The 846-nt window shown below is 74.9% G+C and carries 2 protein-coding genes; one reads left to right on the forward strand and one right to left on the reverse strand.

The annotated features are described in order from the left end of the window. Positions 1–391, forward strand: a 391-nt coding sequence (locus L2I40_RS23860) for a hypothetical protein (RefSeq protein ID WP_456305768.1), incomplete at its 5' end; no start/stop codon positions are given. Positions 392–446: 55 nt separating this feature from the next. On the opposite strand, the gene L2I40_RS23865 is transcribed toward L2I40_RS23860, so the two are convergent. Further along, positions 447–683 (reverse strand): DUF3126 family protein, encoded by a 237-nt coding sequence (locus tag L2I40_RS23865; protein WP_237217828.1) that lies wholly within the window; start codon positions 681–683, stop codon positions 447–449. Between the last annotated feature and the right edge of the window lie 163 nt (positions 684–846).

Here is an 846-nt window from a genome sequence, read left to right on the forward strand (position 1 = left end):
CGGCTCGGCCCCGGGCGAGTACGCCGGCAGCGCGCGCCGCAGCCTGGAGGAGATGTTCGAGTCCCAGCCGCTGCTCGTCGGCGCGGTCGGGCTGGCCCTGGGTGCGACGCTCGGTGCGATCCTGCCGCCCACCGAGACCGAGAACCGGCTGCTCGGCGAACAGCGCGATCGCGTCGCGGCCCAGCTGCAGGACGCCGCCGCCGAAACCTACGAGCGCGGCAAGGAGCGCCTTGCGGAGAGTGGCCTGACCCCGTCCCAGGGCGCGGCCGCGGTCGGCGAGGTCGCCCGCGACATCCGCGAGGCGGTCGAGCGGAAGGCGAGCGATGTCACCGCCGCCGCGCGATCCTCGACGGAGCGGGATGGCGGCACATCCGGCCAGCGACCCGGCTGACCCGACGCGGCGGTCGCGGCGATCCTCTCCCGGCCCACCGGGGGAGGATCGCCGGTCAGCGCCGCCCGGCGGGCGCCGGAGCGGCCGGCAGGTCCTCCTCCAGCACGGTGATGTGCACCGCGTAGGAGACTTCGCCTTCCTCGTCGTCGCGATGGACGGTGCCGATCACCTCGTCCCCGACGGCGAGTTCGACTGACATCCCTTTGCGCGCGGGCGGCACAAGCTTCACCCGGTCGGAGCCGAGAAGGCGGCGAAGATAGGCCTGCACGCGGGCGATGTCGGTCGGCGTCATCTGATGTCGCTCCGGAAGTTCGGCGTCCTCTTGCACGCTTCGCGCGTCCCGGTCGAGGGAGGGCGCGCGACCGTCCTCGCCCGGCGGGGCGGTCACGCCACCAGCCGGCGCCGCGCCGCGCCGGCCACCACGCGCAGGTCGCGCGCGAGCCGGGCCGGATCAT

The organism is Falsiroseomonas oryziterrae (assembly GCF_021864505.1).
Lineage (GTDB): Bacteria > Pseudomonadota > Alphaproteobacteria > Acetobacterales > Acetobacteraceae > Falsiroseomonas > Falsiroseomonas oryziterrae.